Here is a 26,689-nt window from a genome sequence, read left to right on the forward strand (position 1 = left end):
CTTTTTGTTTTGCCGAGCCCATCCTGCGGCGTGCCTCGCTTCTGATAAATATGAAGTGTGCTACTTTGGCATTCACTTCCATAAATGTTTGGAGCCGCCATGCTCAGCCAAGTCCGCGACCTCGACCTGCAACTGCTGCGGCTGTTCGTCAGCGTGGTGGAGTGCGGCGGCTTTAGCGCGGCGCAAGGCGAACTGGGGATTGGCCAGTCGACCATCAGCACGCAGATGGCCAAGCTGGAGACGCGGCTGGGTTTCCGCCTGTGCGAACGCGGCAAGGCCGGCTTTCGCCTGACACCCAAGGGCGACGAGGTGTTACTGGCCACGCGCAAGCTGTTCGCCGCCATCGAAACCTTCAAAGGCGAAGCCCAGGGCATGGCCGATAAACTGCTCGGCGAGCTCAGTATCGGCCTCTCCGAAGCCCTCGACGCGCAGGTGTTGGAACGGGTTGCCGCCGCCATCCAGCGCTTTCGTCAACGCAACCAGGCGGTGCAGATCGAGCTGATCAGCGCCATGCCGGCCGAACTGGAACGTCGCCTGCTGCAGGATCAGTTGCACCTGGCCATCGGCTACTTCTCCGGCAAGCAAACTGCGTTGGATTTCCAACCGCTGTTCAGCGAAGAGCAGTTGCTCTACTGCGGCCGCGGGCATCCGTTATTCAGCCGACAGCAGATCGTCAAAGTCGACCTCGACGGCTGCGACCGCGTGCATCACCCCTACCGCTTCATCAGTGCCGACGAACCCGCCCAGTCCAGCCTCAGCAGCGCCCGCACCGAACAGGTGGAGGGCAGCCTGGCGTTCATCCTCTCCGGCGCCCATATCGGCTACCTGCCCGGGCATATCGCCGGCCCCTGGGAAACGCGTGGGCTCCTGCGGGTGCTATTGCCAGAGCAACTCGGCTACACCGTGCAATTCCACTTGGCCAGCCATCGCGGTCGTCAGCCGAGCGAAGCGCAGCAGGCCTTCGTCGAGGATGTGCTCGGCGCGTTTAGCCAGTAGCCAGAATCATGATGCAGGCTGCCCGCTTCGGCTGCTGAAAACCGAGCAAGGCGGGGCGTCATTGCCGAAAACGACAAAGCGGCTGAGGCGGCCTTCCACGCGGTCGCAGCTATAGTTTTCAGCTCAGGGCTTTTCCGTTCGCCCCTCTCCACAGCGTGCAAGGAGTCATCATGAGCAAGGTTCACCACATCGCCGTCCTGGTCGGCAGCCTGCGCAAGGCCTCCATCAACCGCAAACTCGCCCTGGCCATGGCCGACCTGGCGCCGGCTTCGCTGAAACTGGAAATCGTCGAGATCGGCGAACTGCCTCTGTACAACGAAGATATCGACATCGACCCGCCACCGGCCGCCTACACCGCCTTCCGCGCCAAGATCAAAGCCGCCGATGCGCTGCTGTTCGTCACCCCGGAATACAACCGTTCGGTACCGGCACCGATGAAAAACGCCATTGACGTAGGCTCGCGCCCCTACGGCCAGAGCGCGTTCGGCGACAAGCCGGGCGCCGTGCTCAGCGCCTCGCCGGGGGCGGTGGGTGGCTTCGGCGCCAACCACCACCTGCGCCAGTCCATGGTGTTCCTCGGTGTGCCGATGATGCAGCAGCCGGAGGCTTACCTGGGCGGCGCCGGCAGCTTCTTCGAAGAGGCCGGCATGCTCGGCGACGGCATCCGGCCGTTCCTGCAGAAGTTCATCAACGCTTATGCGCAGTGGGTGGAGCAGCACGTCAAAGGCTGAGTGACGGCCGATCGTTCCCACGCTCCGCGTCTGCCAACAGCGGACGCAGAGCGCCCCCAGAGGGGTTCCCACGCCGGAGCGTGGGAACCATCAAAAAGAGCATTACGCCAGCGGCGCCCTGTTGGGCATTATCGGTCGAGGGTGATGAGTTAGGCGCGAGAGTGTGCGTGGGTATTTCGAGAGTCTGTTGCGAGAGGCATCGGCTAGACGCCGAAAAAAGAAAACCCCGCCGAGGCGGGGCTTTGCAGACTGAATCCTGACATCCGTAATCGTTCCACCATCCTGGTGGAAATCCAGCGTATCCCTGTTATTTCCTAGGCGCTTCCTGCGCGACGTCCATGCCAGCAGAGTACCCGCGCACTGTAGGGGGCGATAGCGGCGATCGGCAACACGTTCTGTAAGCTTAGGCTTACAGAACCAACCAAGCGTCCGCTTGGCTTTCTTTCGTGACATAGGTCTTGTTAGACTCATCTTGTCCTACAAAAACAACAGACCACGACACAGCAGTTCAAGGGCCAAGACCATGCGTGCAGTTGTGATTGCCCTCTCTTGTCTAGCGGCGAGTGCCGCGTCCCCGACCTTCGCCGGCGGACAAAACCAACTTTCCAATCCCAAAGTCGCCGTCGAGCAATTCTTCTGGAAACAGCTCTACGCGGACGGTGGGAGTTCACTCTATTGCGGCACCCTCTTCAGCGCCGAACGTGGTCAAGTCACCGCCAGCCTGGTGTACAGCAGCAAACAGATCAAATCGGCAATGCGTTGCCTCACCGACAACCAGTGCACGGTCTCGAACCCGCAATACCCCTATATGCTTGCCGATCTGCATAACATTTACCCGGAGATGAGCCGGGTAGAACTGGCGCGGCGCAATGCGCTGTTCGGTGAACTCGACGACAGCGTACCTAGCAAGTTCAGCGATATCGGCTGCGACCTGAAGGCCAGCTTCCAACTGGTCGAGCCTCGTGATGAAGCCAAGGGCAACGTGGCACGAGCCATCTTCTATATGCACAGCGAGTACGGCCTGCCCATTGTCGGCCAACTGCAGATGTACAAACGCTGGAACCAGATGGACCCACCGGATGCGCAAGAGAAAGCCCGAAATGCGCAGATCGAGACGATCCAAGGCACCCGCAACCGCTATATCGACGACCCGGCTGCGGCCGACCAGCTGACTCAGGAGTGAAGCCTGGGCCGGGGAGAAAACAGCTTTAGCTGAGTTCTACTGACAGCCTCCGTCCCCCTAACCCTCCCCCCAAAAGGGCAAGGGGACTGAAAACAAAATGCCCCGCAATTGCGGGGCTTCTCTATTACGACAGCCTTAGAACTGCGTGGCATCCAATAGGTACAGCGACTCGCTACCGGCCTTGACCGAAGCCGTCAGCGAGTGAATACGCGGCAGCAAGCGGGCGAAGTAGAAACGCGCAGTACCGAGCTTGCTGGCATAGAACTCGTCCTGAGTTTCCTTGCCCAGCGCCGCTTTGGCCATCAGTGCCCACATGTAGGCATAAGCGGTGTAGCCGAACACATGCAGGTACTCGACCGAAGCCGCACCGATCTCGTTCGGATTGCCTTTGGCGCTGTGCAGCAGCCAAGCGGTCAAATCGTCGAGGTTCGCCACAGCAGCTTGCAGCGGCTCGACGAACTCGGCCAGTTCAGCGCTGGCGCTGCCGGCAAAAGCCTTGATCTCGTCCGCGAAGTGCTTGTAGAACGCGCCGCCGCTGCCAACGATCTTGCGACCGACCAGATCGAGCGCCTGAATGCCGTTGGTGCCTTCGTAGATCTGGGTGATACGCACGTCGCGCACCAGCTGCTCCTGGCCCCACTCGCGGATAAAGCCGTGACCGCCGAATACTTGCTGGCCGTGCACGGTGGTTTCCAGGCCGAGGTCGGTGAGGAAAGCCTTGGCAATCGGCGTCAGCAGCGCCACCAGTTCTGCCGCACGCCTGTGGGTAGTCGGGTCTTCGCTGAACTTGGCGGTGTCCAGCTGCATGGCGACGTAAGTGGAGAACGCACGCCCACCTTCGTTCAGCGCCTTCATGGTCAGCAGCATCCGGCGCACGTCCGGATGCACGATGATCGGGTCCGCCACCTTGTCTTTCGCCACTGGGCCGGTCGGCGCGCGGCTCTGCAGACGATCGCGGGCGTATTCGATGGCGTTCTGGTAGGAACGCTCACCTGCCGCCAAGCCCTGGATACCGACGCCCAGACGCTCATAGTTCATCATGGTGAACATCGCCGCCAGGCCCTTGTTCGGCCCATCGATGATGTAACCGATGGCGCCGTCGAAGTTCATCACACAGGTCGAGGAACCCTGGATGCCCATCTTGTGTTCGATCGAGCCGCAGGTAACGGCATTGCGTTCGCCCAGGCTGCCATCGGCATTGACCATGAATTTCGGCACCAGGAACAGCGAGATGCCTTTCGAGCCAGCCGGTGCATCCGGCAGCTTGGCCAGCACCAGGTGGATGATGTTCTCGGTCAGGTCGTGCTCGCCACCGGTGATGAAGATCTTGGTGCCGCTGACCTTGTAGGAGCCGTCCGCCTGCGGCTCGGCTTTGGTGCGGATGATGCCCAGATCGGTGCCGGAGTGCGGCTCGGTCAGGCACATAGAGCCAGCCCAAACCCCGGCATACATGTTCGGCAGGTAGGTTTGTTTAAGCTCTTCGCTGGCATGCGCGTTGATCGACAGGCAGGCGCCGGCGGTCAGCATCGGGTACAGGCCAAACGACAGGTTGGCCGCATTGAGCATTTCTTCCACTTGCGCGCCGAGGACTTTCGGCATGCCCATACCACCGTAGTTCGGGTCGCCGCCCACACCTACCCAGCCGCCTTCACCGTAGATTTTGTAAGCCTCGGGGAAACCTACCGGGGTGCTGACTGCTGTGTTGCTCCAGCGGCAGCCTTCTTCGTCGCCGCTGCGATTCAGCGGGGCGATGGTTTTCGCGGTGACCTTGCCGGCCTCTTCGAGGATCGCCTCGGCGGTATCGGCATCGACGGTTTCCGCCAGGGCAGGCAATTCAGCCCAGAGTTTAGCGACCTCGAATACTTCATTGAGGACGAAGCGCATATCGCGCAGGGGTGCTTTGTAGTCTGCCATGTGGCGATCCTCGAACGATCCAACGGAGCGGCCTGCTGGCCGGTATGACGCAGGCTTTGGAGTTTACCTGAACAACTTTTAAGACACATAGAGTCGCGTTGTGACCAAAAAGTCATATATAAGTCACCGTGCAACACTGACAAAAAGGCCCGCCGAATGGCGGGCCTTGCAGGCTTATTAACCGTCTGTCAGAGCGCGAACTGCTCGGCCGGCAACTGCATCAGGCAATCACTCCCCGCCTCTACCGCGGCCTGATGCGCGGCAGTCCGCGGCAGCAGACGTTTGAAGTAGAACTCACAGGTCGCCAGCTTGGCCCGGTAGTACGCCGCTTCGCCGCCGCCAGCACTGAGTCGGCCCTGGGCGACCACAGCCATCCGCAGCCAGAAATAACCGAGGATGATGTAGCCAGAGTACATCAGGTAATCCAGGGCGGCGGCGCCGACCTCGTCCGGGTTCTTGATTGCCGCCATGCCGACCTTCTGGGTCAGTTCGCCCCACTCCTTGTTCAGCGTCGCCAACTGGGCCACATAGCCGCTGAGCTGCGGGTGCTGCGCCTGCGCTTCGCAGAACCTGTGGACGATCTTGGTGAAGCCGCGCAGCAGCTTGCCCTGACTACCGAGGACCTTGCGGCCGAGCAAATCGAGCGCCTGGATGCCATTGGTGCCCTCGTAGATCGGCGCGATGCGGCAGTCGCGCACCAGCTGTTCCATGCCCCACTCGCGGATAAAACCATGGCCGCCGAACACCTGCATGCCATGGTTGGTCACCTCCAGGCCGGTCTCGGTCATAAAGGCCTTGCAGATCGGCGTGAGGAAGGCCAACAGGTTTTCGGCCTCCTGGCGTTGTGCGTCGCTGTCACTGCTGTGGGCGACATCCAGCAATTGCGCGGTAAAGTAGGCCAGTGCTCGATTACCTTCGTTGAAGGCCTTCATGGTCAGCAGCATGCGCCGTACATCGGGATGCACGATGATCGGGTCGGCCGCTTTGTCCGGCGCCTTTGGCCCGGTCAGTGCGCGCATCTGCAAGCGCTCGTTGGCGTATTTGATCGCGCCCTGGAAGCTCGTCTCACCTAGACAAAGCCCCTGCATGCCGGTGCCCAGGCGTGCGTGGTTCATCATGGTGAACATGCAGTTGAGGCCTTTATTGGCCTCGCCGATCAAAAAGCCCTTGGCGTTATCGAAGTTGATCACGCAGGTGGCCGAGGCCTTGATGCCCATCTTGTGTTCGATCGAACCACAGGACACGGCGTTGCGTGCGCCCGCCTCACCCTGCGCATCGGGCAGGAACTTCGGCACGATAAACAGCGAAATACCCTTGGTGCCAGCCGGCGCATCAGGCAACTTGGCCAGCACCAGATGGACAATGTTCTCGCTCATGTCGTGCTCGCCGGCGGAGATGAAGATCTTGCTGCCGGAGACCGCGTAACTGCCATCGGCCTGGGGCACGGCGCGAGTCTTGATGATGCCGAGATCGGTGCCGCAATGCGCTTCGGTCAGGCACATGGTGCCGGTCCAGCGGCCGGCGGTCATGCGCGTCAGGTAGGCCTGTTTCTGCTCTTCCGTCCCGTGGGCATGGATCGCCGACATCGCGCCCTGCGTCAGACCCGGGTACATGCCCCAGGAGGTGTTGCTGGCACCGACCATTTCACTGATCAGCAGGCCCAACGAGTGCGGCAGCCCCTGGCCGCCATAGTTCGGGTCGGCAGCCAGACTCATCCAGCCACCTTCGGCATACTGGGCGAAGGCTTCTTTGAAGCCTTTTGGGGTAGACACCTCGCCGTTGTTGAACTGGCATTCTTCCTCATCGCCGGAGCGATTCAGCGGCGCCAGCACCTGCTCGCAGAACTTGGCGCCTTCTTCGAGGATCGCATTGACCATGTCCGGCGTCGCATCGCTCGCGCCCAGCGCGGCGTAACTGGCGTGAAAATCAAAGACTTCGTCGATCAGAAAGCGCATGTCGCGCAGGGGAGCCTTGTAGTCAGGCATGGTAGTTCTCCGTCAGCAGGTACGCAGGAAGCCTCGTCAAGTCGATCACGCTACTGCTGACAGCTAGCCGAGAACAATCACCGTGCAGACGCTGAATGCGCCGCTATAAGCGCCCGGCAGCTCACTCACCGGTGGTCGCGACGCGCACCGCCCCGCGGCGGTTCTGCCCGTGCACCATCACGCAGTTGCGGCCGGCGCCCTTGGCCGCGTAGAGCGCCTGATCGGCGGCCTTGATTACCTCTTCCGGGGTGCGCTGATCGCTCTCTTTCTCCGCCACACCGATACTCACCGTTACCGAGACGCTGCTCGCCGCGGCGCCAGCGCGCTTTTGCCGGCCACGCCGATCATTCTGCGGCCGGCTGCCTTTGTCGCGCAGTTGCACGCTGTAGGCTTCAATCGCCTGGCGCACAGCCTCAAGGTGCGGTCGGCATTCCTCCAGGGTCTTGCCCGAAAACACCAAGGTGAACTCCTCGCCACCGTAGCGGTACGCCTTGCCGCCCCCGCCAATCTTGCGCAGTTGGCTGGCGACCACGCGCAGCACCTGGTCGCCGACATCGTGGCCGTGGGTGTCGTTGAATTGCTTGAAATGATCGACGTCAGCCATGGCGATCACGTAGTTGCGCCCCAGCCGTGGCAAACGCTCGCTCAGCGCGCGGCGGCCGGGCAGACCGGTCAGCTCATCGCGAAAGGCCATCTGATAGGCCTCGTGGGCCACCGCCGCGACCAGAATCAGCATCACCTGGCTGCTCATCACGTTCAGCACATGCGGCAGCAGGAAGGTTTTTGGCAGCATCCAGCACAGCCCGAGCAACCCCACCAGTTGCGCGGCATGCAGCGGCCGCGGATGGCGCAGGTACTGTACCAGCAGTACCCCGAAGGCGAGCAGGAATACCGGATAGGCCAGTTGAATCATGCTCATCCAGTCGGCATGCAGGGCCGGCCAACGGATTTGCGTCAGCCACGCCAGCAGGCCATCGGGATAACGCTGCGCCAGCGCCAGCGCGACACCGCCGACCGCGAACAGCACGGCCGCACGGGCAATCAGGTCGCGCAACAGGTGAGTCCGCTCCAGCCACGCCGCATACAGGCCATAGAGCAAGGGCAGCAGCAGGCTACAGAGATGAAAGACCAACGCGGCGTCAGGCCGGGCCTGGCCATGCGCATGGTAAAAATCGGTCTGGGTGTCGAGCAAGAAGTACGCGAGGTACACCACCAGCAGCAGGAACAACTCCCGCTGGCGGGCATAGATCAGACAGAAAGCACCGCCCAGCGTCAGCAACAGGCTCGGCAACACGTTGAACAGCGAAGTGAAAAACTCGTTCAGCGTATTCAGGCTGGCAGCCGCCATCCCACCGCACAGTAACAGCAGCGACGGCAGAAAATGACTGAGACGCACCGCTTTGAACCGAGACAAGACAAAATTCCAGAGGCTGACGGACTGGGCAGACCGTAGCTGGCATTTTGCCTGCTTACGCTGGATTCGGCACTCGTTCCAGGCGCAAATTCATCAATAGGCCCGCGAATCGAGTTCGCGCCTACAAAAAGCGCAGGCAAAAAAATGCCGCTCACCCTCGAGGGTGAACGGCATTCTTCTGCGCCGAAGTCAGATTACGACTTAGTAACCCAGGTCGAAGTGTTCTTCGTCCATGTCCATCAGGTTGTTGGCGCCGGACAGCATTGCCTCTACGTGAGCACGAGTGCGCGGCAGGATGCGCTGGAAGTAGAAGCGCGCGGTCTGCAGCTTAGCTTTGTAGAAGGCTTCTTCCGCAGTGCCCTCGGCCAGTTTCTCAGCCGCCAGACGGGCCATGTCCGCCCAGAAGTAGGCCAGGCAGGTGTAACCGGAATACATCAGGTAATCCACCGAAGCGGCACCGACTTCTTCGCGGTCTTTCATCGCCGCCATACCGACCTTCATGGTCAGCTCGCCCCACTCTTTGTTCAGCTTGGCCAACGGAGCCACGAACTCTGCGACAGCAGCGTTGGCTTCGTTGTTCTGGCAGAACTTGTGGACGATCTTGGTGAAGCCTTTCAGCGCTTCGCCTTGGGTTTGCAGCACTTTACGACCGAGCAGGTCGAGGGCCTGAATGCCAGTGGTGCCTTCGTACAGCATGGAGATACGGCTGTCGCGAACGTTCTGCTCCATGCCCCACTCGGCGATGAAGCCGTGGCCGCCATAGATCTGAACGCCGTGGTTGGCTGCTTCGAAGCCGACTTCGGTCATGAACGCTTTGGCAATAGGAGTCAGGAACGCCAGCAGGGCGTCAGCTTGCTTCTTCTGCTCTTCGTCCTGGCTGTACTTGACGATGTCGACCTGCTTGGCAGTGAAGTACACCATCGCCCGGTTGCCTTCGGCAAAAGCCTTCATGGTCAGCAGCATACGGCGCACGTCCGGATGCACGATGATCGGGTCTGCCGCTTTGTCCGGCGCTTTCGGGCCAGTCAGCGAACGCATTTGCAGACGCTCACGAGCGTATTTCAGGCCGCCCTGGAAGCCGATTTCGGCGTGGGCCAGACCTTGCAGTGCGGTACCCAGGCGAGCGGTGTTCATAAAGGTGAACATGCAGTTCAGGCCTTTGTTCGCTGGACCGATCAGGTAGCCAGTGGCACCGTCGAAGTTCATTACGCAAGTAGCGTTACCGTGGATCCCCATCTTGTGTTCGATCGAACCACAGGACACAGCGTTGTGCGCACCAACGCTGCCATCGGCGTTCGGCAGGAACTTCGGCACGATGAACAGCGAGATACCTTTGGTGCCTTGCGGCGCATCGGGCAGGCGAGCCAGGACGATGTGGACGATGTTATCGGCCATGTCGTGCTCACCGGCGGAGATGAAAATCTTGGTGCCGGAAACTTTGTAGGAGCCATCCGCTTGCGGTTCGGCTTTAGTGCGCAGCATGCCCAGATCGGTGCCGCAATGCGGCTCGGTCAGGCACATGGTGCCAGTCCACTCACCGGAAACCAGCTTGGTCAGGTAGGTGTGTTGCTGATCAGCGGTGCCGTGCTCAGAAATCGTGTTCATCGCACCGTGGGACAGGCCTGGGTACATGCCCCACGACCAGTTGGACTCGCCAACCATTTCGCTGATGGCAAGGCCGAGGGATTCCGGCAGGCCTTGGCCACCGTGATCGACGGCATGCGCCAGGCTCGGCCAGCCGCCTTCGACGAACTGTTTGTACGCTTCCTTGAAACCAGTCGGGGTCTTAACGCCGGACTCGCTCCAGGTGCAACCTTCGGTGTCACCCACACGGTTCAGCGGCGCCAGCACCTGCTCACAAAACTTGGCGCCTTCCTCGAGAATGGCGTTGACCATGTCCGGAGTAGCGTCTTGGCAAGCCGGCAGGCTCTGATAATGCGCTTCGTAGCCGAGCAGTTCGTCACGTACGAAACGGATATCACGCAAGGGGGCCTTGTAATCAGGCATAGCGGTAAACCTCTACGGTGGGTTCCTAGATTGGGTGACCGTATTTTCGGTCGCTTACGGGATCTCTCCCGATTGCCCGGCAGCTAGGATGCGGCCCAGCAATCAAACAGGCGTTTGAAACATACGTTTACGTCCCACCCTTGTCAAGCACCGGTCGCCGGTTGCGCAAGCAACTCGCGAAGCAAGCGCGTCATCTCAACGGAAGCGCTCTAGATTCAGTTTAGGTGTCCGCGATACTGCGCGCAGGTCAGGCTCGCGCCGCACAGCCAAATTCGCAGCTTTCAGCAGCAGCGGGCGGACGGACGGGCCGCGTAACTTGAGGCGAATTGATGGGCTTATGCCGGGAGGCCTGTCCGCAGTTCACTGCAAAGCAACTGGCGCCTGCGCCGGCAACGGGCTGGAAGGGCGAACACGTTCGGGGGAAAACATCAGACCAGCCAGAGCAGGCAGGCAGTGAAGGCGGTAGGGATGCAACCTAAGGCGTAGCGCTAGCGATGGCTAGCGAAGCCCTCCTCGCCTTCGGAGCGGGCCATGCCCGCGAAAAGCTGAGCTTCGCGAGCAGAGCTCGCTCCTACGAATTGGCGTTGTTGCCAGGCTACTGCGCCACCGCCGCTCTTTGTAGGAGCTAGCTCTGCTAGCGAACACAGGCTTACGAGTTTCGCGGGCATGGCCCGCTCCTACAAATGTGGTTTCTCTCCCAAACCTGCGCGGTCGAGCGAAAACCTAAGCGCGGGTGTCGATCAGCGTACCGAGCATTTCATCGGCAGTTTTGATGACTTTGGCCCCCGCCTGAGCCTCGACCTTGCCCACCTGGAGCTCCGTCAAGCTGCTGGCCAGATCGACAGAACTCGCCGCTGGCTGGCTGCTGTCCGCTGCACGCTCGGGGCGTGGCAGCGCATTACTTGCGATCCCGCTCGCCGCTTGATCGATGCGCTGCTGCCCGGATTGCAAGGTACTCAGCCCAGCACTAAAAGCATTACCCGAGATTTGCATACTGCGCTCCGCACAGGTGGGATGATTCATTGGGGTAATTGAAGCAGGTAACGCCGAAAAAAAGTATCCACAAAAGGCTACCGGCAGGCCCCTGTTTATAGCGCCAAACCCAATAACGCCAGATTCAAGTGCTCCGCCACCGCCGCTGGCGTGGCACTGGCCAGACGTGGCACCCGCCCCAGGCACGGCGCCGGCAAGCGCTCGGCGAGTGTTGCGAGATTCTCTTCCAAGCGCGAAGTGGCCGGGTCGACGATATTCGCCACCCAACCGGCCAAGCTCAGGCCGTCCCGCTGGATGGCTTCCGCGGTCAACAACGCATGATTGATACAGCCCAGCCGGACACCGACCACCAGAATCACCGGCAAATCGAGTGCGATCGGCAGATCTGACAGCAACTCCTGCCCGGCCAATGGCACGCGCCAGCCACCCGCGCCTTCCACCAGGGTGAAATCCGCAGCTTTCGCGAGAATATGCTGCACCGGTCCGCGCAACGCTTCGACATTGAGCGTCACCCCCGCCTCGCGCGCCGCCAGGTGCGGGGCGATAGCAGGAGCGAAAGCCCAGGGATTGACCTCGGCGTAACTCAACGGCAGCGAGCATTCGCCGAGCAGCGCCAGCGCATCTTCGTTGCGCAGGCCCTCGCTGCTGGCGCTACAGCCGGACGCCACCGGCTTGGCCGCCGCCGTACTCAGCCCGGCCAACCGCGCCGCATGCAGCAAACCCGCGGCGATGGTGGTCTTACCGACTTCGGTATCGGTGCCGGCAATAAAAAAGACCGCAGTCATTTCAGTGCTCTTTCTGCAAGACGGCATAGACCACTTGATAGGTCGCCGGCAGCCCCTGGGGCTGACGAAAACCTTCATAGGCGTCGATCAGCGCGAGAATCCGCGCACGCCCCGTCAGGCCGCCGGGGCGGCCGGGATTCAGGTTGTGCGCACCCAAGGCTTTCAGCTCGTGGGTCAAGCTGCGCACATCCGGGTAATACAGAACCTCCGGCAGGGTCTCCAGGTTCAGCACGCGTAAACCGCTGGCGGCACACAAGCGCTGGTAATCGGCAAACTGGCGGAAGCGATTGACGTGGACCAAGCCATCCACCGCCTGCCAGCTATCGCGCAATTCCTGCAGCGTGCCGACACACAGGCTGCTGAACGCAAACAGGCCGCCCGGCTGTAAAACCCGTTCGGCTTCGGCTAATACCGCGGCGAAATCCGCGCACCATTGCACCGCCAGGCTGGAGAACAGCAGATCGCGGCTCTGCGCCCGGAGTGGCAGCCGCTCGGCATCGCCAGCGATGAACTGCTGGGCGCCACCCAAAGGCCGCGCATGCCGGAGCATACCCTCGGCAATATCCAGCGCCGCACCCTGCGCGGACGGAAACCGCTGCGCCAACGCCCGGCTGAAATGCCCGGTACCACAGCCCAGATCCAGCCAAGCTTGCACCGGCTGCGCAGGCGGCAAACGCGCCAACAGTTGCGCGCCGACCGCGCGTTGCAACTCAGCCACACTGTCGTAGCTCTCCGCCGCGCGGGAAAAGGAAGCGGCGACCTGGCGCTTGTCCGGTAACGCGCCAAGCACCGGGGAATGGGCGAGATCAGTCATCGCCAGACTCGTGCAAAAAAGCCTGGATGGCCGCCGCCACTTCATGCGGGCGCTCGACGACAAACGCGTGGCTGGCCTGTTCGATCAAGCCGATTTCGATATCCGGCAGCAACGCCAGTAGCGCACCGGCCGCCTCGCCCGGCACCAGCGCATCGGCGCCGGCAAACAGGTGCAACTGCGGGCCTCGGAAGGCTTGCAAAGCGCCGCGGGTATCCAGGGCGGCGAGCACGTCCAAGCCCTGCAGCAGAGCCGTGGCCGCCGTGTGCGGAGCCCCACCGGCGAGCAGCCGTGCCAGGCTGCGGGCCTCTGCCGCGCCTTGGGCGCTGAGCAGACTGAAGCGTTTCAGGGTGGTATCCGCATCGACCACACAGCCCTCGCGGAAGGCGCCAAAGTTGGCCTTGGACATGGCGCTCGGCCAATCGTCGCGGGCGACGAAACAGGCATTGCTGGCCAGGGTCAGCAGGCCGCAGCAGCGATCAGCGCGGCGAGCGGCCAATTCGGCGGCGAGCATACCGCCGAATGACCAACCACCGAGCCAAACGTCTTCCGGCAGGTTGGCGTCCAACTCGTCCAGCCAGTCGGCAGGATCGCTGGAGCCTGAGGTCGGCAGCGGTTCGATCTGCACCCGCAGGCGCTCATCCAAGCCTTGCAGGGCCGCAGCCAGGGGCTCCAGCGGTGCGCTACCCAGGCCCCAGCCGGGCAATAGAATCAGACGATTACGCATTGGCAATCTCCGCAGGTTCTTCTGCACCTAAGCGCGGCCAGCATTCGGCCAGTGCCTCTAACAATAGCTGCAGCTGCGCCTCGCTATGGGCGGCCGAGAGGGTAACCCGCAGGCGCGCGCTGCCGGCCGGCACCGTTGGCGGGCGGATCGCGGTAACCAGCAAGCCGCGCTCACGGAGCATCTGCGACAAGCGCAGCGCACGACCGCTGTCGCCGATCAGGATCGGCTGGATCGGCGTGAAGCTGTCCATCAATTGCAGGCCGATGCTGTGCGCCCCCGCGCGAAATTGCTGAATCAGCGTGGCCAGATGCGCCCGCCGCCAACTTTCCGTGCGCAGCAGTTCAAGGCTTTTCAGCGTGGCACAGGCCAGCGCCGGTGGCTGGCTGGTGGTGTAGATGTAGGGCCGAGCAAACTGGATCAGCGTTTCGATCAACTCCTCGCTACCGGCGACGAACGCGCCCGCCGTACCGAAGGCCTTGCCGAGGGTGCCGACCAGAACCTGCACATCCTCCAGCCCCAGGCCGAAGTGTTCGACGATCCCGCCGCCATTGGCGCCCAGCGGGCCAAAGCCGTGGGCATCATCGACCAGCAACCAGGCGTCCCGAGCTTTTGCCGCAGCCGCCAGCGCCGGCAGATCGGCCAGATCGCCGTCCATGCTGAATACGCCGTCGGTCACCACCAGGGTGTTGCCGCTGGCTTTCTCCAGGCGGCTGGCGAGGCTCGCCGCATCGTTATGCAGGTAACGTGAAAAACGCGCGCCGCTGAGCAAGCCAGCATCCAATAAGGAGGCGTGATTGAGACGGTCTTCCAGCACCGTATCGCCCTGCCCGACCAACGCCGTAACGGCGCCGAGGTTGGCCATATAGCCGGTGGAAAACAGCAGTGCCTTGGGCCGCCCGGTGAACTCGGCCAAGGCTTCTTCCAGTTCATGGTGCGGAGTGCTGTGGCCGATCACCAGGTGCGAAGCGCCGCCACCGACGCCCCAGCGCGCGGCACCGGCACGCCAGGCGGCGATCACCTCTGGGTGATTGGCCAAGCCCAGGTAATCGTTGCTGCAGAACGCCAACATGGACCGGCCATCGACCATGACCAGCGGGCCTTGCGGGCTTTCCAGCAGTGGCCGCTGGCGATACAGATTGTCTGCGTGGCGGGCGGCGAGACGGGCGGCGAGGTCGAAGCTCATGGCAGCTCGGTGTAAAGGAGATATGACTCCCCTCTCCCGAAACGGGAGAGGGGTTGGGGGAGAGGGCCGGACCGCAGAGATCCGTGAGCCCTCTCCCCAACCCTCTCCCGCAACGGGAGAGGGAGCTGACCGTTTCAAGCCGAGGTGGCGTCGTAGAACAGCTCGCTGCTCTTCTGCTCGACCAGGGCCTGTTCGATCGCGGCCTGGTGCACCTCATCGGAATGCTCTTCGCGCTCTTCCGGCTTGATCCCGAGGCGTCTGAACAGCTGCATATCCTTGTCCGCTTGGGGGTTGGCGGTGGTCAGCAGTTTCTCGCCGTAGAAAATCGAGTTGGCGCCGGCGAAGAAGGCCAAGGCCTGCATCTGTTCGTTCATCGCCTCACGGCCGGCGGACAGCCGTACGTGCGACATGGGCATCAGGATGCGGGCCACGGCGAGCATGCGAATGAAGTCGAACGGATCGACATCCTCGGCATTCTCCAGCGGCGTGCCCTGGACCTTCACCAGCATGTTGATCGGCACCGATTCCGGATGCTCCGGCAGGTTAGCCAACTGAATCAGCAGGCCGGCGCGGTCGTCCAGCGACTCGCCCATGCCGAGGATGCCGCCGGAGCAGATCTTCATCCCTGCATCGCGCACGTAAGCCAGGGTTTGCAAACGCTCGCTGTAGGTACGGGTGGTGATGATGCTGCCGTAGAACTCTGGCGAGGTATCCAGGTTGTGGTTGTAGTAGTCGAGGCCGGCAGTGGCCAGGGCAGCGGTCTGCTCCTGGTCCAGGCGGCCGAGGGTCATGCAGGTTTCCAGGCCCAGCGCCTTCACGCCTTTGACCATTTCCAGCACGTAGGGCATGTCTTTCGCCGATGGGTGCTTCCAGGCGGCGCCCATGCAGAAACGCGTCGAGCCGATGGCCTTGGCCTCGGCGGCGGCTTGCAGGACTTTCTGCACTTCCATCAGCTTTTCTTTTTCCAGCCCGGTGTTGTAGTGGCCGGACTGCGGGCAGTACTTGCAGTCTTCCGGGCAGGCGCCGGTCTTGATCGACAGCAAGGTCGAGACTTGCACGCGATTGGCATCGAAATGCGCGCGGTGCACGGTCTGTGCCTGGAACAACAGGTCGTTGAACGGCTGCTCGAAGAGCGCCTTAACCTCGGCGAGGGACCAGTCGTGACGCAGGTTAGGGGTAGTAGTGGCGCTCATTCGGTGTTCCTTACTAGTAGCTTGCACCTGCTAAAGTCCACAGGCGCGACACGGATGTTCGGCATAGTTAAGGAAGCGATATGCGCTGTCAACCAGGTAGCAGAAAGCCGGTTTACATCTGGTTAAAAAACAAACAGTCTTGCTTGCTGTGTGACGAGCCTGCGGACACCCTTGTCCCCCTCTGCAGCAGTTGCGAGACGGAACTACCCTGGCTCGGCGGGCACTGCCTCATCTGCGCGCTGCCTTTGCCGACCTCCGGTCTCGTTTGTGGAGAATGCCTGCAGCGCCCGCCAAGTTTTAGCCGCGTCGAAGTGCCCTGGCGCTATGCATTTCCTGTCGATACGCTGATCACGCGGTTCAAACATCAGGCCAAGTGGCCATTGGGACGCCTGCTGGCCGAGCTTTTGTCACAGCATCTGCTCAATTCTTTCGATCAAGGCCTCCCTCGCCCGGACCTCCTGCTACCAGTGCCACTGGCCAATCGGCGCTTGCGCCAGCGCGGCTTCAATCAGGCGGCGATGCTGGCCCGCTGGCTCAGCCAGAGTCTGCAACTGCCCCTGGCGGAAGGCTGGCTGCTGCGCACCCACGACACCCCGGCACAGCAGAAACTCGATGCTGCCGCGCGCAAACGCAATCTGCGCCATGCCTTTGCCCTGGCCAATCACGCCGCGATCAAAGGTCGCCATTTGGCGCTGGTCGACGATGTGCTGACGACCGGCGCCACCGCCGAACGCCTCGCCCGCCTGCTGAAAAAAGCCGGTGCCACGCGAGTCGATGTGTATTGCCTGGCGCGTACGCCGAAACCCGGCGATGGGTAAGCTGGGTTTCACCAAAAGGCGGCTCTACCCAACCTAGTGCGTCGGTTTTTCTCACCGTGCTGGCACGCACAATCGGCGGCCACCTGGCTTGTGGGCGTACACTGGTACGCCCCGCTGTCTGGATTGCCCCATGACCCACCCCTTCGCCGCGCTCACTCCCGACCTTGTACTCGATGCCGTCGAGAGCATTGGCTTTATCAGCGACGCCCGCGTGCTGGCGCTGAACAGCTACGAGAACCGCGTGTATCAGGTGGGTATCGAGGACGGCGAACCGCTGATCGCCAAGTTCTACCGGCCGGCGCGCTGGAGCAATGCGGCGATCCTCGAGGAGCACAGCTTCACTTTCGAACTGGCCGAGTGCGACGTTCCGGTGGTGGCGCCGCTCATACACAATGGCCAGACGCTGTTCGAACACGCCGGCTTTCGCTTCACCCTGTTCCCCCGCCGCGGCGGCCGCGCGCCGGAACCGGGCAATCTCGATCAGCTCTATCGCCTCGGTCAGCTACTCGGCCGCCTGCATGCGGTGGGCGCGACCAAGCCCTTCGAACACCGCGAAGAACTGGCGGTTCAGAACTTTGGCCATGATTCGCTGAGCACATTGCTGGAAGGCAACTTCGTCCCTCGCAGCCTGCTACCGGCCTATGAGTCGGTCGCCCGCGACCTGCTCAAGCGCGTCGAAGAACTGTATGCCGCGACGCCCTATCAGGCGATCCGCATGCACGGCGACTGCCACCCGGGCAACATGATGTGTCGCGACGAGGTATTCCATATCGTCGACCTCGATGACTGCCGCATGGGCCCGGCGGTGCAGGATCTGTGGATGATGCTCGCCGGTGACCGCCAGGAACGCCTGGGCCAGCTCTCCGAACTGATGGATGGCTACCAGGAGTTCCACGATTTCAATCCGCGCGAGCTGCCGCTGATCGAAGGCCTGCGCTCCCTCCGTCTGGTGCACTACAGCGCCTGGCTGGCGCGTCGCTGGGACGACCCTGCCTTCCCCCACAGCTTTCCCTGGTTCGGCAGCGAGCGCTATTGGGGCGAGCAGGTGCTGGTGCTGCGCGAACAGCTGGCGGCGCTCAACGAAGAGCCGCTGCGGCTGTTCTAAATCGTGCCCGCAGCGCAACCAACCGTTGCTGTAAAGCTAACCTTACGACTTGCGTATTTTATCCAACGAAGAAAAACCTGAACTAACAGACAGGTCGACTGAGCGACCTTAGAATGGCCGACGAACTCGTTAGCTGCCTAAGCAAGGACTCAGCATGCACGCCGCCAACCCGCGCCGCGGGTACATCCTCGGCCTCACCGCCTACAGCATCTGGGGCCTTTTCCCGCTCTATTTCAAAGCCATCGCCCAGGTGCCGGCGCTCGAGATCATCGTCCATCGCGTGCTCTGGTCGGCGCTCTGCGGAGCTTTGCTGTTGCTGGTCTGGAAGCATCCAGGCTGGCTGGCCGAGCTGCGCAACAACCCGCGGCGCTTCGCCGTGCTGGCCGCCAGCGGCACGCTGATCGCCGTGAACTGGTTGACCTATGTCTGGGCGGTGAATAACGGCCGCATGCTGGAAGCCAGCCTCGGCTACTACATCAACCCGCTGATCAACGTACTACTGGGCCTGTTTCTGCTGCGCGAACGCCTGCGTCCGCTGCAATGGCTGGCCGTCGCCCTCGCAGCGATTGGAGTGGCGCAACAGGTCTGGCAAGTCGGCAGCCTGCCCTGGGTGTCGCTGGTGCTGGCCTTTTCTTTCGGGTTCTACGGGCTGATTCGCAAGCAGGCGCCGGTCGCGGCGCTGCCAGGCTTGGTTGTGGAGACCTGGATGCTGGTGCCGCTGGCTGTCGGCTGGCTACTGCTGAACCCCACAGCGGCGAGCAGCCAGGCGAGTTTCTGGACCACCTCGCAGGCGCTCTGGCTTGCCGCGGCCGGGCCGATCACCCTGGTGCCGCTGGTTTGCTTCAACGCCGCCGCCCGCCACCTGCCTTACACCACCTTGGGTTTTCTGCAGTACCTGGCGCCGACCTTGGTGCTGCTGCAGGCGGTGTTCCTATTCGGCGAGCACCTGACCCCCAGCACGCTGGCAGCCTTCGGCTTTATCTGGGCGGGGTTACTGCTGTACAGCATCGATGCCTGGTTCAATCTGCGGCGCAATGGTGGGTTACGGCCCTCGGCCTAACCCACCCTACGAAACTGCGCGCAGGCAGAGACAGCCCTCGTAGCGCGACCAGAGCAAAAAATGCTCGACCTGCTGTGGGCCGCGTTGAGCCAAGCCGTAGGGTGGGTTAGCCGCGAAGGGGCGTAACCCACCAGCGAGATTCACAGACATCGTCATTGGCCGGCCCCATGGGCCGGATGGTGGGTTATGGCCCTCGGCCTAACCCACCCTACGAAACTGCGCGCAGGCAGAGACAGCCCTCGTAGGTTGGTGCTGAGCATAGCGATGCCCAACAAGGAGTCGCCCCGCGACTCCCTTGACTCGATCTCACCCTTGAAAGCCCGGCCTTGCAGGCCGGTTGTTGGGCATCGCCTTCGGCTCAGCATCAACCTCCGTTCTCGGCGTTGCGCAGGTTGAGCTCCACCATCAAGTCATCGGCCAGGGTTTCCAGGCGGGTCTGCAACAGCTCCAGCGACAGCGTCAGCGGTACCGCCAACACCGCCTTGGCATGGAACAACGGCTCGCTGCTCATCGGCGCCGGCATCACCTCGGTGACCAGACTTTCCACGTTGATCCCGTGCTCTGTCAGCAACTTCGTGATATCGCGAACGATGCCCGGCCGGTCGTTGCCCACCAGATCGAGCAGGATCGGCTTCCAGGTGCAGGACGGCTCGATGCCGCTTTCCGCCACCAGCACGCGAATACCGTGGCTGTTCAACGCTTGCAGGGCGTCGACCAACTCATCGTAAGCCTCCGCCGGCACCCCGACCCGCAGGATGCCGGCGAACTGCCCGGCCATCCGCGACATGCGACTTTCCAACCAGTTACCGCCGTGCTCGGCGATGCACTCGGCAATCTGCTCCACCAGGCCAGGCTTGTCCTGGGCGATGACCGTGAGTACCAGATGATTCACGCGCGACTCCTTTTCTATAAGCCAGGCGAGCCTGATTCAAGTGCGCGCCAAGCTCAGCCAATAGGTATAAAAGACTTCATCTCTTACATAGCCTAGGCGCTCATACAGCGCCTGCCCGGGCAAATTAGTCTTCGCCGTTTCCAGTTGTAGGCCACAAGCGCCGCTCGCCTGTGCATGCGCGCGCGCCGCATTCATCAGCGCCTCACCAATACCCTGACGGCGAGCCTGTGCCACCACATAGAGATCACTCAACAACCACGCGGATTCGAGCGCCAAGGATGAGAAAAACGGGTAAAGCTGGACGAAGCCCAGCGCCGTACCGGCGACATCCCGGGCGAGCAGCAGCGTTGAGTCGCCTCGCTTCAAACGCACCGCAAGAAACTCGCGGACCACCGCTAGCGGCTTGGGTACTTCGTAGAACTCGAGATAGCCGACAAACAGCCGCGCCAGGTCGTCGAGGTCTTCAGTGGCGGCAGCATGGATAGGCATTCGATACGCTCCAACGAAGTGATGCCCGAGTATAGGCAATACTTATCGAGCGCTCTTCAAGGCAGCCGCGACCGCAGGTCGCAGGTGCGCCAGCGAACAAATCGTGTACTGTTTGAAGATTTATCTGGAACAATCTGTAGGATTTTTGAGAACATCCGCGCCCCCGCTGTGACTGCAAGGCACGCTCCGGTCGCAGAGCGACGCGTGCCCACTGATTTTCACAACATCTTGATGTAGTATGCCGCGCCTCGGACTACAAGACGGCCAACGCCGCGAGTCCGTAGTGGGCTATTGAGTAGAGCTGAAGAGCTGAGCAGAGTGAGGCAAGTGATGACTGAGCGCGTTCAAGTCGGTGGCCTTCAGGTCGCCAAAGTCCTGTTCGACTTCGTAAATAACGAAGCCATCCCCGGTACCGGGATTTCTGCCGAGCAGTTCTGGGTCGGTGCCGAAAACGTCATTAATGACCTGGCGCCGAAGAACAAAGCCCTGCTCGCCAAGCGCGATGACTTCCAGGCCAAGATCGATGCCTGGCACCAGTCGCGTGCTGGTCAGGCGCATGACGCCGTGGCTTACAAAGCCTTCCTGCAAGAAATTGGTTACCTGCTGCCAGAAGTCGCAGATTTCCAAGCCACCACCCAGAACGTCGACGAAGAAATCGCCCGCATGGCCGGCCCGCAGCTGGTCGTCCCGGTGATGAACGCGCGCTTCGCCCTGAACGCCTCCAACGCCCGCTGGGGCTCGCTGTACGACGCCCTGTACGGCACCGATGTGATCAGCGAAGAAGGCGGCGCCGAGAAAGGCAAGGGTTACAACAAGGTCCGCGGTGACAAGGTGATCGCCTTCGCCCGTGCCTTCCTGGATGACTCCGCACCGCTGGAAAGCGGTTCCCACGTCGACGCTACCGCCTATGTAGTGAAGAACGGCGCGTTGGTGGTCAGCCTGAAAAACGGCAGAACCAGCGGCCTGAAAAACGCCGCCCAATTCATCGGTTTCCAGGGCGACGCTGCGGCGCCGAAAGCCGTACTGTTGAAAAACAACGGCCTGCACTTCGAAATCCAGATCGACGCCAACAGCCCAATCGGCCAGACCGATGCCGCCGGTGTCAAAGACCTGCTGATGGAAGCGGCGTTGACCACCATCATGGACTGCGAAGACTCGGTCGCTGCCGTCGATGCCGACGACAAAGTGGTGGTCTACCGCAACTGGCTGGGCCTGATGAAAGGTGACTTGGCGGAACAAGTGTCGAAAGGCGGCAGCGCCTTCACCCGCACCATGAACCCGGACCGCGTCTACACCGCGGCCAACGGCGGCGAACTGAGCCTGCATGGCCGTTCCCTGCTGTTCGTGCGCAACGTCGGCCACCTGATGACCATCGACGCCATCGTCGACGCCAAAGGCAACGAAGTGCCGGAAGGCATCATGGACGGCCTGGTTACCGCGCTGATCGCCGTGCACAACCTGAATGGCAGCAGCAGCCGCAAGAACAGCCGTACCGGCTCGATGTACATCGTTAAGCCGAAGATGCACGGCCCGGAAGAAGCCGCGTTCACCAACGAACTGTTCGGCCGCATCGAAGACGTCCTGAGCCTGCCGCGCAACACCCTGAAAGTCGGCATCATGGACGAAGAGCGGCGTACCACCGTCAACCTCAAGGCCTGCATCAAGGCCGCCAGCGAGCGCGTGGTGTTCATCAACACCGGCTTCCTCGACCGTACCGGTGACGAGCTGCACACCTCCATGGAAGCTGGCGCCATGGTGCGTAAAGCGGCCATGAAATCCGAGAAGTGGATCGCTGCCTACGAAAACTGGAACGTCGATATCGGTCTGGCTACCGGCCTGCAAGGTCGTGCGCAGATCGGTAAAGGCATGTGGGCCATGCCCGACCTGATGGCCGCCATGCTCGAGCAGAAAATCGCTCACCCGCTGGCCGGCGCCAACACTGCCTGGGTCCCGTCGCCGACCGCTGCTGCTCTGCACGCCCTGCACTACCACAAGGTCGACGTGTTCGCTCGTCAGGCCGAGCTGGCCAAGCGTGAACGCGCGTCCCTGGACGACATCCTCAGCATTCCGTTGGCTGCAAATACCAATTGGTCGGCCGAAGAGATCCAGAACGAACTGGACAACAATTCCCAGGGCATCCTCGGTTACGTGGTGCGCTGGATCGACCAAGGCGTCGGCTGCTCCAAGGTGCCGGACATCAATGACGTCGGCCTGATGGAAGACCGCGCCACCCTGCGCATCTCCAGCCAACTGCTGACCAACTGGCTGCGTCATGGCATCGTCAGCGCAGAGCAAGTGCTGGCCAGCCTCAAGCGCATGGCGCCGGTGGTTGACCGTCAAAACGCCAACGACCCGCTGTACCGCCCGCTGGCACCGAACTTCGACGACAACATCGCCTTCCAGGCTGCCGTCGAACTGGTGATCGAAGGCACCAAGCAGCCGAACGGTTACACCGAGCCGGTACTGCACCGCCGCCGCCGCGAATTCAAGGCCAAGAACAGCCTGTAATTCGTACTGCGACTAAAAAACCGCCCTTCGGGGCGGTTTTTTATGGGCGCTTGCAAAACCTCGACCTGATATAGGTCGCCCGGTAATTGCAGCCTAGTAGGGCGGGTGAAACCCGCGCGGCTGGCCTCTGTGGAATTACCGCGCGGGTTCCTCCCGCCCTACTGAAGCCTCATTTGCGACTTCTGCGAATGGCCGGTTAGGGTCGCACGCGCTCATTCAATACGGGGCAGGAGCTGAGCGACAAGCCATTCCCTCTCGCAAGTGGATTGCAGAAATCTGGCCTGCACACTGCATCCTCCTCTCTGAGGTAAGGAGTACGGCAAAACCCGTCTTTTAGACTTACGTCCAATGTGCCCCCGGCGCCATCCGGCCGACCATGGGGCAGTCGATGAATCTGGATGTGCGTGATGAGCAAAGCGGATGACTTCGCCCAGGCGGGCAAGGTTGCGGTGCAGCAGAACATCCACGGGCTGATGGAGTTCCTGCAGAAATTCCCGCCGTTCAACCTGATGGAAAGCGCCCACCTGGCCTATCTGCTGGAGCAGTGTCAGCTGCGCTTCTATGGCGCCGGCGAGAGCATCCTCCAACCCAGCGACGGGCCGGTTCAGCACTTCTATATCGTCAAGCAGGGCCGGGTAGTCGGCGAGCGGCCGCACGCGGCCAAGCTCGGCACCGAGACAACCTTCGAGATCACCACTGGCGAGTGCTTTCCGCTGGCGGCGCTACTCGGCGAGCGCGCCACCCGCACCGAACACCTGGCCGCCGAAGACAGCTTCTGCCTGCTGCTGAGCAAACCGGCCTTTATCAAGCTGTTCGCCCTCTCCAGCACGTTTCGCGACTTCGCCCTGCGCGGGGTCAGCAGCCTGCTCGATCAGGTCAACCAGCAGGTGCAACTGCGCGCGGTGGAAACGCTCGGCGCGCAGTATTCGCTGGATACCCGCCTGAGCGAGCTGGCAATGCGCCAACCGGTGGTTTGCGTACCGGGCACGCCACTGTGCGAAGCGGTCAAGCTGATGCACGAACAGCAGGTCGGCAGCATCGTCATCGTCGATCCACGGCGACGGCCGCTGGGGATTTTTACCCTGCGCGATTTGCGCCGCGTGGTGGCCGCCGGCAGTGGCGATCTCAGCCAGGCGATCGACCAACTGATGACTCCGGCGCCCTTCCATCTACCGCCAGCGGCCAGCGCCTTCGACGCCGCCATCGCCATGACCGAGCGGCATATCGCCCACGTCTGCCTGGTGCAGGACGGCCAACTCTGCGGGGTAGTTTCCGAACGCGACCTGTTCTCCCTGCAACGGGTCGACCTGGTGCATCTGGCGCGTACCATCCGCCACGCCGGCAAGGTCGAAACCCTGGTGGCACTGCGCAGCGACATCCGCCAACTGGTCGACCGCATGCTCGCCCACGGTGCCTCCTCGACGCAGATCACCCAGATCATCACCCTGCTCAACGACCACACCGTCTGCCGGGTGATCGAGCTGACCCTGGAAGAACTCGGCGACCCGGGCGTGCCCTTCACCTGGCTGTGCTTTGGCAGCGAGGGTCGACGGGAACAGACCCTGCATACCGATCAGGACAACGGCATGCTGTTCGATGCAGCGGATGCACCGGAGGCCGCGCAGATTCGCGGGCGCCTGCTGCCGCTGGCGGAACGGATCAACCAGAGCCTGGCACTCTGCGGTTTTAGCCTGTGCCAAGGCAACATCATGGCCGGCAACCCCGAGCTGTGCCTGTCGCGGGCGGAGTGGTCACGGCGTTTCAGCGGCTTTATTCGTGAGGCGACGCCGGAGAACCTGCTGAGATCCAGCATCTACTTCGACCTACGGGCCGTCTGGGGGCCGGAAGATGGCTGTGAGCAATTGCGCCAGCAGTTGCTGGTAGACGTCGCCGACAACCGTATCTTCCAACGCCTGCTGGCCGATAACGCCTTGCGCAATCGGCCGCCGGTCGGGCGTTTTCGCGACTTCGTAGTGACCCGTAAAGGCGCCGAAAAACACACCCTCGACCTCAAGGTGCAAGGCCTGACGCCCTTCGTCGATGGCGCCCGGCTGCTCGCCCTGGCCCACGGCATCGCCGCCGGCAACACCTTGCAGCGCCTGCGCGAGCTGACTGTCAAAGCAGTGATCGATCCACTGGATGGCGCCGCTTATGAGGAGGCCTACCACTTCATCCAGCAAACCCGCATGCAACAGCACCAGCAACAAGCGCGACAGCAGCTGCCATATTCCAATCGCCTGGACCCGGACAGCCTCAACCACCTGGATCGGCGCATCCTGCGTGAATCCTTCCGTCAGGCCCAGCGCCTGCAGAGCAGCCTGGCGCTGCGCTACCAGCTATGAACGCCTTCTCCTGGCTCAGCCGCCGCTCTCGCCCACAGCCGGGCAGCGCCCTTGCCGAACGGCGCGCCCAGCTGGCGACGCCCACGGCACTGAATGATCGGCCCCTGCGCGAGCAGCGCTTCGTGGTGCTCGACCTGGAGACCAGTGGGCTGAACATGAGCCGCGATCAGGTGCTGTCGATTGGCGCGGTGGTGATCGAGGACGGCGCCATCGACCTCGGCCAGCAGTTCGAGTGCACCTTGCAGCGGGCCGCGCAGAAGCCCAGCGCCAGCGTGCTGATCCACGGCATCGCCCCCAGCGCCCTGGCGGCCGGGGTCGAGCCGGCAGATGCGCTGCTGGACTTCATGGAGTTCGTCGGCGACAGCCCCCTGCTCGCCTTCCACGCCCCGTTCGACCAGCACATGCTGGCCCGAGCCTTGAAGCAGGACCTCGGCTATCGCCTACGGCACGCCTTCTTCGATGTCGCCGCGCTGGCGCCGCTGCTCTGCCCGCACGCCGCCATCCGTCACGCCGGACTGGACGACTGGACCCAGCACTTCGGGCTGCAGGTGCAGCAGCGCCACCACGCCAGCGCCGATGCCCTGGTCACCGCCGAACTGGCAATGATCCTGTTCAGCCGCGCGCGCCAGCAAGGGTTGGACAGCCCCGCCAAACTGGCCGATGCCACTGCCCGCTGGCGCCGCCGACAGCAGGCCCCGGCGATTTAGCCGCGGCTCATCACCCCGAGAATCGGCTCGGTGCGGCCATGAGTCTGCGCACTGATGGGGGCGCCAGCCGTAAGCAGGGCCTCACGTTGCTGGGCAATCGGCGTGCGCGCGCAGATCGCCTCGAAGGCAGTCAGCTTGCCGAACGCCGGCAGTTTCAGGGTCGCATCCATGCAGGCAGCCAGCCTCGGCCAATGCGCGACGTCCAGTTGATAACGGGCGAATTGGGCGTTACGCATGAAGCTGGCAAGGCTGATCTCGCCGATCGACGGCGTACCGAACAGCCAACCCTGCGCCGGCAACTGGCCCTCGAGATAGTCGAAGATGGCCGGCAGGTCTTCGTTATAGGTGCGCTCGAGCAGCGCCTGATCCGGCTCCTTGCCCCACACCGAACGCCGGATCACCAACTGGTTGAACAGTTGCCAGATGATCACCTGGCCCATCCGCGTGTCGGCGAATTCCTCCAGCCAGCGGGCCCGAGCGCGTTGGGCGATGTCCGCCGGATAGAGCGCAGGCTCGGGGTAGCGCTCCTCCAGGTACTGGCAGATCACCGTGGAGTCGTTCAGCACCAGCTCGCCGTCCACCAGCACCGGCACCTGGCGCAGCGGGCTGAGGCGGCCGAAGTCGTCGTTACCGAAGAACGGCACTATCGGGTCGACCTCGTAGGCCACGCCCTTGCTCTCTAGGCAGACCAGCACCTTGCGCACATAAGGCGATAGATAGGAACCAACGATCAGTAGGGGCGCGCTCATGCGGCTTCTCCTTAGTTGTGGGTGATGGCACAGCTCGGCGCACACGACAAGTTGCCGCCGAACCCTCACCAGTCTCCGGCAGTCCATACTGAGTGTC

General features: G+C 62.3%; 22 protein-coding genes. 9 read left to right on the forward strand and 13 right to left on the reverse strand.

Translation table 11 applies throughout. The annotated features are described in order from the left end of the window. The first annotated feature begins 99 nt into the window (after positions 1 to 99). From D3879_RS03190 to D3879_RS03200, 3 genes are all read left to right on the forward strand, one after another. Positions 100 to 996, forward strand: coding sequence for a LysR family transcriptional regulator (locus tag D3879_RS03190; protein WP_119952645.1), 897 nt, complete (start codon positions 100 to 102; stop codon positions 994 to 996). A gap of 170 nt (positions 997 to 1,166) precedes the next feature. Continuing rightward, positions 1,167 to 1,727, forward strand: a complete 561-nt coding sequence (locus tag D3879_RS03195; RefSeq protein WP_119952646.1) for an NADPH-dependent FMN reductase — start codon at positions 1,167 to 1,169, stop codon at positions 1,725 to 1,727. 523 nt (positions 1,728 to 2,250) lie between these two features. Then, positions 2,251 to 2,910, forward strand: a complete 660-nt coding sequence (locus D3879_RS03200; protein ID WP_119952647.1) for an endonuclease — start codon at positions 2,251 to 2,253, stop codon at positions 2,908 to 2,910. Positions 2,911 to 3,045: 135 nt separating this feature from the next. On the opposite strand, the gene D3879_RS03205 is transcribed toward D3879_RS03200, so the two are convergent. From D3879_RS03205 to bioB, 10 genes are all read right to left on the reverse strand, one after another. Next, positions 3,046 to 4,824: an acyl-CoA dehydrogenase C-terminal domain-containing protein gene (locus D3879_RS03205; RefSeq protein WP_119952648.1), complete on the reverse strand. Its 1,779-nt coding sequence runs from the start codon at positions 4,822 to 4,824 to the stop codon at positions 3,046 to 3,048. A 188-nt stretch (positions 4,825 to 5,012) separates the two neighbouring features. Next, positions 5,013 to 6,809 (reverse strand): acyl-CoA dehydrogenase C-terminal domain-containing protein, encoded by a 1,797-nt coding sequence (locus tag D3879_RS03210; protein WP_119952649.1) that lies wholly within the window; start codon positions 6,807 to 6,809, stop codon positions 5,013 to 5,015. 121 nt (positions 6,810 to 6,930) lie between these two features. Next, positions 6,931 to 8,223, reverse strand: a complete 1,293-nt coding sequence (locus tag D3879_RS03215) for a GGDEF domain-containing protein (protein ID WP_119952650.1) — start codon at positions 8,221 to 8,223, stop codon at positions 6,931 to 6,933. Between the two features lie 201 nt (positions 8,224 to 8,424). Further along, complete coding sequence (locus tag D3879_RS03220) at positions 8,425 to 10,230, reverse strand: phenylacyl-CoA dehydrogenase (protein ID WP_119952651.1); 1,806 nt, start codon at positions 10,228 to 10,230, stop codon at positions 8,425 to 8,427. 723 nt (positions 10,231 to 10,953) lie between these two features. Next, positions 10,954 to 11,223 (reverse strand): hypothetical protein, encoded by a 270-nt coding sequence (locus D3879_RS03230; RefSeq protein WP_119952653.1) that lies wholly within the window; start codon positions 11,221 to 11,223, stop codon positions 10,954 to 10,956. Positions 11,224 to 11,318: 95 nt separating this feature from the next. Then, entirely contained in the window at positions 11,319 to 12,008 is a 690-nt protein-coding gene (gene bioD / locus D3879_RS03235; protein WP_119952654.1) for a dethiobiotin synthase, read from the reverse strand. Between the two features lies 1 nt (position 12,009). Beyond that, positions 12,010 to 12,822, reverse strand: a complete 813-nt coding sequence (bioC, locus tag D3879_RS03240; RefSeq protein WP_119952655.1) for a malonyl-ACP O-methyltransferase BioC — start codon at positions 12,820 to 12,822, stop codon at positions 12,010 to 12,012. Next, entirely contained in the window at positions 12,815 to 13,546 is a 732-nt protein-coding gene (locus D3879_RS03245; RefSeq protein WP_119952656.1) for an alpha/beta fold hydrolase, read from the reverse strand. Before D3879_RS03245 ends, bioC begins: the two co-directional genes overlap by 8 nt. Next, complete coding sequence (gene bioF / locus D3879_RS03250; protein ID WP_119952657.1) at positions 13,539 to 14,729, reverse strand: 8-amino-7-oxononanoate synthase; 1,191 nt, start codon at positions 14,727 to 14,729, stop codon at positions 13,539 to 13,541. Before bioF ends, D3879_RS03245 begins: the two co-directional genes overlap by 8 nt. Before the next feature lie 134 nt (positions 14,730 to 14,863). After that, on the reverse strand, positions 14,864 to 15,922 hold the full coding sequence (gene bioB, locus D3879_RS03255) for a biotin synthase BioB (protein WP_119952658.1): 1,059 nt from the start codon (positions 15,920 to 15,922) through the stop codon (positions 14,864 to 14,866). 80 nt (positions 15,923 to 16,002) lie between these two features. On the opposite strand from bioB, the gene D3879_RS03260 reads away from it, so the two are divergent. From D3879_RS03260 to rarD, 3 genes are all read left to right on the forward strand, one after another. Beyond that, positions 16,003 to 16,740, forward strand: a complete 738-nt coding sequence (locus D3879_RS03260) for a ComF family protein (protein ID WP_119952659.1) — start codon at positions 16,003 to 16,005, stop codon at positions 16,738 to 16,740. A gap of 130 nt (positions 16,741 to 16,870) precedes the next feature. Continuing rightward, on the forward strand, positions 16,871 to 17,845 hold the full coding sequence (locus D3879_RS03265) for a serine/threonine protein kinase (protein ID WP_119952660.1): 975 nt from the start codon (positions 16,871 to 16,873) through the stop codon (positions 17,843 to 17,845). A 154-nt stretch (positions 17,846 to 17,999) separates the two neighbouring features. Further along, complete coding sequence (rarD, locus tag D3879_RS03270; protein WP_119952661.1) at positions 18,000 to 18,905, forward strand: EamA family transporter RarD; 906 nt, start codon at positions 18,000 to 18,002, stop codon at positions 18,903 to 18,905. A gap of 364 nt (positions 18,906 to 19,269) precedes the next feature. Here rarD and D3879_RS03275 read toward each other — a convergent pair whose 3' ends face one another. Together D3879_RS03275 and D3879_RS03280 are read right to left on the reverse strand one after the other, a co-directional pair. Continuing rightward, complete coding sequence (locus D3879_RS03275) at positions 19,270 to 19,797, reverse strand: glycine cleavage system transcriptional repressor (protein WP_119952662.1); 528 nt, start codon at positions 19,795 to 19,797, stop codon at positions 19,270 to 19,272. Positions 19,798 to 19,833: 36 nt separating this feature from the next. Further along, entirely contained in the window at positions 19,834 to 20,286 is a 453-nt protein-coding gene (locus D3879_RS03280; protein WP_119952663.1) for a GNAT family N-acetyltransferase, read from the reverse strand. 330 nt (positions 20,287 to 20,616) lie between these two features. On the opposite strand from D3879_RS03280, the gene D3879_RS03285 reads away from it, so the two are divergent. The 3 genes from D3879_RS03285 to D3879_RS03295 all read left to right on the forward strand — a co-directional run bounded on the left by D3879_RS03285 (position 20,617) and on the right by D3879_RS03295 (position 25,843). Continuing rightward, on the forward strand, positions 20,617 to 22,794 hold the full coding sequence (locus D3879_RS03285; RefSeq protein ID WP_119952664.1) for a malate synthase G: 2,178 nt from the start codon (positions 20,617 to 20,619) through the stop codon (positions 22,792 to 22,794). A 407-nt stretch (positions 22,795 to 23,201) separates the two neighbouring features. After that, positions 23,202 to 25,136: a putative nucleotidyltransferase substrate binding domain-containing protein gene (locus tag D3879_RS03290; RefSeq protein WP_119952665.1), complete on the forward strand. Its 1,935-nt coding sequence runs from the start codon at positions 23,202 to 23,204 to the stop codon at positions 25,134 to 25,136. Then, a complete protein-coding gene (locus D3879_RS03295) occupies positions 25,133 to 25,843 on the forward strand; it encodes a 3'-5' exonuclease (RefSeq protein WP_119952666.1) in 711 nt (236 codons plus the stop codon). The genes D3879_RS03290 and D3879_RS03295 overlap by 4 nt, the downstream gene beginning before the upstream one ends. Here the strand turns inward: D3879_RS03295 and D3879_RS03300 are convergent. Next, the gene (locus tag D3879_RS03300) at positions 25,840 to 26,592 is read right to left on the reverse strand and encodes a glutathione S-transferase family protein (protein ID WP_119952667.1); all 753 of its coding nucleotides are present in this window, start codon (positions 26,590 to 26,592) and stop codon (positions 25,840 to 25,842) included. The genes D3879_RS03295 and D3879_RS03300 overlap by 4 nt on opposite strands. Positions 26,593 to 26,689 lie beyond the last annotated feature (97 nt).

Source organism: Pseudomonas cavernicola (genome assembly GCF_003596405.1).
GTDB lineage: Bacteria > Pseudomonadota > Gammaproteobacteria > Pseudomonadales > Pseudomonadaceae > Aquipseudomonas > Aquipseudomonas cavernicola.

Bases quoted from the DNA above. Each gene is read 5' to 3' on its own strand.
- D3879_RS03190 (WP_119952645.1), top strand. From the start codon at position 100: ATGCTCAGCCAAGTCCGCGACCTCGACCTGCAACTGCTGCGGCTGTTC.
- D3879_RS03195 (WP_119952646.1), top strand. From the start codon at position 1,167: ATGAGCAAGGTTCACCACATCGCCGTCCTGGTCGGCAGCCTGCGCAAG.
- D3879_RS03200 (WP_119952647.1), top strand. From the start codon at position 2,251: ATGCGTGCAGTTGTGATTGCCCTCTCTTGTCTAGCGGCGAGTGCCGCG.
- D3879_RS03205 (WP_119952648.1), bottom strand. From the start codon at position 4,824: ATGGCAGACTACAAAGCACCCCTGCGCGATATGCGCTTCGTCCTCAAT.
- D3879_RS03210 (WP_119952649.1), bottom strand. From the start codon at position 6,809: ATGCCTGACTACAAGGCTCCCCTGCGCGACATGCGCTTTCTGATCGAC.
- D3879_RS03220 (WP_119952651.1), bottom strand. From the start codon at position 10,230: ATGCCTGATTACAAGGCCCCCTTGCGTGATATCCGTTTCGTACGTGAC.
- D3879_RS03230 (WP_119952653.1), bottom strand. From the start codon at position 11,223: ATGCAAATCTCGGGTAATGCTTTTAGTGCTGGGCTGAGTACCTTGCAA.
- bioD (WP_119952654.1), bottom strand. From the start codon at position 12,008: ATGACTGCGGTCTTTTTTATTGCCGGCACCGATACCGAAGTCGGTAAG.
- bioC (WP_119952655.1), bottom strand. From the start codon at position 12,822: ATGACTGATCTCGCCCATTCCCCGGTGCTTGGCGCGTTACCGGACAAG.
- D3879_RS03245 (WP_119952656.1), bottom strand. From the start codon at position 13,546: ATGCGTAATCGTCTGATTCTATTGCCCGGCTGGGGCCTGGGTAGCGCA.
- bioF (WP_119952657.1), bottom strand. From the start codon at position 14,729: ATGAGCTTCGACCTCGCCGCCCGTCTCGCCGCCCGCCACGCAGACAAT.
- bioB (WP_119952658.1), bottom strand. From the start codon at position 15,922: ATGAGCGCCACTACTACCCCTAACCTGCGTCACGACTGGTCCCTCGCC.
- D3879_RS03260 (WP_119952659.1), top strand. From the start codon at position 16,003: ATGCGCTGTCAACCAGGTAGCAGAAAGCCGGTTTACATCTGGTTAAAA.
- D3879_RS03265 (WP_119952660.1), top strand. From the start codon at position 16,871: ATGACCCACCCCTTCGCCGCGCTCACTCCCGACCTTGTACTCGATGCC.
- rarD (WP_119952661.1), top strand. From the start codon at position 18,000: ATGCACGCCGCCAACCCGCGCCGCGGGTACATCCTCGGCCTCACCGCC.
- D3879_RS03280 (WP_119952663.1), bottom strand. From the start codon at position 20,286: ATGCCTATCCATGCTGCCGCCACTGAAGACCTCGACGACCTGGCGCGG.
- D3879_RS03285 (WP_119952664.1), top strand. From the start codon at position 20,617: ATGACTGAGCGCGTTCAAGTCGGTGGCCTTCAGGTCGCCAAAGTCCTG.
- D3879_RS03290 (WP_119952665.1), top strand. From the start codon at position 23,202: ATGAGCAAAGCGGATGACTTCGCCCAGGCGGGCAAGGTTGCGGTGCAG.
- D3879_RS03295 (WP_119952666.1), top strand. From the start codon at position 25,133: ATGAACGCCTTCTCCTGGCTCAGCCGCCGCTCTCGCCCACAGCCGGGC.
- D3879_RS03300 (WP_119952667.1), bottom strand. From the start codon at position 26,592: ATGAGCGCGCCCCTACTGATCGTTGGTTCCTATCTATCGCCTTATGTG.